We start from the raw sequence: 2,983 nt of genomic DNA, 5'->3' as shown, positions 1-2,983 counted from the left end.
CACCGGCTTCGTCGGTGTGACCTCCCAGGCCAGCCCGGCGGCATACCGACGCATGGCGGACGCCGTCCTCGAGGGGCGCTGGGACGATGCGCGCGCGATCCACCGCGAGCTGATCCCGCTCGTCGAGGCGGTCATGACCATCACCCAGGGCGCGATCATGGCCAAGGCCGCCCTCGCCCTCCAAGGCATCATCCCGTCGCCGACCGTGCGACTCCCGCTCGTCGAGGCCGACCAGGCGCAGACCGCGCTGCTGGCCGCCCGCCTCGACCTGACGCACTGACAGGAGCTCCGTGAGCCACCCTCATCCGGAACTGACCTACCCGGCCCCGCTCGAGGAGGGAGGTCTGCGCATCGTGGCGCTCGGCGGCCTCGGCGAGGTCGGTCGCAACATGACCGTCCTCGAGACCCAGGGCCGGCTGCTCGTCATCGACTGCGGCGTGCTCTTCCCCGACGAGAGCCACCCGGGTGTCGACCTCATCCTGCCGGACTTCTCCTACATCGAGGACCGGCTCGACGACATCGAGGCGATCGTGCTCACCCACGGGCACGAGGACCACATCGGCGCCGTGCCCTACCTGCTGAGGCTCAAGGACGACATCCCGCTCATCGGCTCGACCCTGACGCTCGCCCTCGTCGAGGCCAAGCTCAAGGAGCACCGGATCCGGCCCTTTACGATGGCGGTCCGCGAGGGGCAGCGTGAGCAGCTCGGCGTCTTCGACCTCGAGTTCGTCGCGGTCAACCACTCGATTCCCGACGCGCTCGCGGTCTTCGTCCGCACGGCCGCGGGCACGCTGCTGCACACCGGCGACTTCAAGATGGACCAGCTCCCGCTCGACGGGCGCCTCACCGACCTGCGCGCCTTCGCCCGCCTCGGGGAGGAGGGCGTCGACCTCTTCCTCACCGACTCGACGAACGCCGACGTGCCGGGCTTCACCACGCCCGAGCTCGAGATCGCCCCGGCCATCGACAAGGTGTTCCGGCACGCCCAGCGGCGCATCATCGTCGCCTGCTTCAGCAGCCACGTCCACCGGGTCCAGCAGGTCCTCGACGCGGCGGAGAAGGCCGGGCGCAAGGTGGCGCTCGTCGGCCGGTCGATGGTCCGCAACATGGGGATCGCGGCCGATCTCGGCTACCTCCACGTGCCGGACGGCATCCTCATCGACTGGAAGCGGATCGACGACCTGCCCGACGACGAGCTCGTCCTGATCTCGACCGGCTCCCAGGGCGAGCCGATGGCCGCCCTGTCCCGGATGGCGAACCGAGACCACCGGATCGACGTCGGGCCCGGTGACACGGTCCTGCTCGCGAGCAGTCTCATCCCGGGCAACGAGAACGCCGTCTACCGCGTCATCAACGGGCTGATGCGGCTCGGCGCCACCGTCGTGCACAAGGGCATCGCCAAGGTGCACGTCTCGGGCCATGCCAGCGCCGGCGAGCTGCTCTACACCTACAACATCGTCAAGCCCCGCAACGTGCTGCCCGTCCATGGCGAGTGGCGCCACATGTACGCCAACGCCGAGCTGGCGAAGGCGACCGGGGTGCCCGAGGAGAACGTCGTGCTCGCCGAGGACGGCGTCGTGGTCGACCTCGTCGACGGCCGGGCCAGCATCGTCGGTGTCGTCGACTGCGGCTACGTCTACGTCGACGGGAGCAACATCGGCGGCACGGACGAAGCGCTCCTCAAGGACCGCCGGATCCTGCGTGACGAGGGCTTCATCACCTGCATCGTCGTGCTCGACGCGGCCACCGGCAAGATCGCCTCGGGGCCGGAGATCACCGCCCGGGGATTCGCCGAGGACGACGAGATCTTCCTCGACGTCATCCCCAAGGTCGAGCGGGCGATCGAGGAGGCCGTGCGCGGCGGGGTGCGCGACGACTACCAGCTCCAGCAGGTGGTCCGTCGGGCGGTCGGCTCCTGGGCCGGGGGCAAGATCCGCCGACGCCCGATGATCATCCCGGTCGTGATGCAGGCTTGAGCCATGCACCGCTGGATGGACGGGGTCATCGGGGCGCTCCTCGTCCTGCTCGTCCTCGTGGGGGCGCTGCGGTGGGTCGACACCACATGGCGACCGGTCGTCGTCCTGCAGTCGGTCGGGCCGTTCGTCGTCATCGGCCTCGGCCTGCTCTTCGTCGGGACGCTCCTGCTCCACCGCTGGTGGATGCTCCTGCCCGTCGGAGTCTGTGCCGCCGTGGCCTGGGCGATGGCGCTGCCGACGTTCTTCGCCCACACCGTCCCGGGTCCGGCCAACTTCACGGTCATGTCGGCCAACCTCTACTACGGCCGGGCCAACGCGGACCAGGTCATGGCGGCAGTCCGGGCGCACGAGGTCGACGTCCTCGTCCTCACCGAGGTGACGCCCGACGTCGTCGACCGGCTCGACACGGCGGGCCTCACGCGCCTGCTGGGGCACCGGGCGGGGGAGGCGCACGCCGACACCTTCACCGGGACGATGATCTACAGCCGGCTGCCCATGACGGTGGTGTCGGGCACGGCGAACCCCGCGATCGAGCAGACCCCGAGCCTGCAGCCGGAGGTCGTCCTCACCGTCGACGGGCAGCAGGTCCGGCTCAAGGCGGCCCACCCGATGGCCCCCATCCCGGACCAGACGGCCCAGTGGCGGGCCGGTCTGACCGCCTTGCAGCGGTGGAAGGGGGACGTACCGGCTGGTGACCGGCTGGTCCTCGCGGGGGACTTCAACGCATCCTTCGGCCACCCCGGCTTCCGGCAGCTCGCCGACGGCCTCGTCGATGCGCAGCGGACCGCGGGCCAGGGCTGGGTGCGCACGTGGCCCGTCGTGGGCCGCCGGATGCCCCCCTTCGTCGCGCTCGACCATCTCCTCAGCCGGGGGCTCGGCGTCGTCAAGGCGGGTGACGTGGCCTTCCACGGCTCGGACCACATGCTCGTATGGGCGAGCTACACCCTGCGCTGACCCCGTTCCGTCGAGCCGTCCGTATGCCGCTGACAGGCGCGGGTGCGCGGCTG

General features: G+C 70.6%; 3 protein-coding genes. All 3 read left to right on the top strand.

Annotation, left to right across the window (positions count from 1 at the left end):
• The coding region (locus tag ACTHJJ_RS16720; RefSeq protein WP_440304077.1) for a dihydrodipicolinate synthase family protein at positions 1 to 280 on the top strand (280 nt) is incomplete at its 5' end.
• Positions 281 to 290: 10 nt separating this feature from the next.
• Complete coding sequence (locus tag ACTHJJ_RS16715; protein WP_440304076.1) at positions 291 to 1,976, top strand: ribonuclease J; 1,686 nt, start codon at positions 291 to 293, stop codon at positions 1,974 to 1,976.
• A gap of 3 nt (positions 1,977 to 1,979) precedes the next feature.
• Positions 1,980 to 2,930: an endonuclease/exonuclease/phosphatase family protein gene (locus tag ACTHJJ_RS16710; RefSeq protein WP_440304075.1), complete on the top strand. Its 951-nt coding sequence runs from the start codon at positions 1,980 to 1,982 to the stop codon at positions 2,928 to 2,930.
• The last annotated feature ends 53 nt before the right edge of the window (positions 2,931 to 2,983 follow it).

It is taken from the genome of Intrasporangium sp. (assembly GCF_051961875.1).
Classification (GTDB): Bacteria; Actinomycetota; Actinomycetes; order Actinomycetales; family Dermatophilaceae; genus Intrasporangium_A.
Note: the sequence above shows the minus strand (reverse complement) of the source record. Positions and strands in the feature narration are given on the sequence as shown.

Excerpts from the sequence above, each read along its gene's own strand:
- ACTHJJ_RS16710 (WP_440304075.1), top strand. The coding sequence starts at position 1,980 with ATGCACCGCTGGATGGACGGGGTCATCGGGGCGCTCCTCGTCCTGCTC.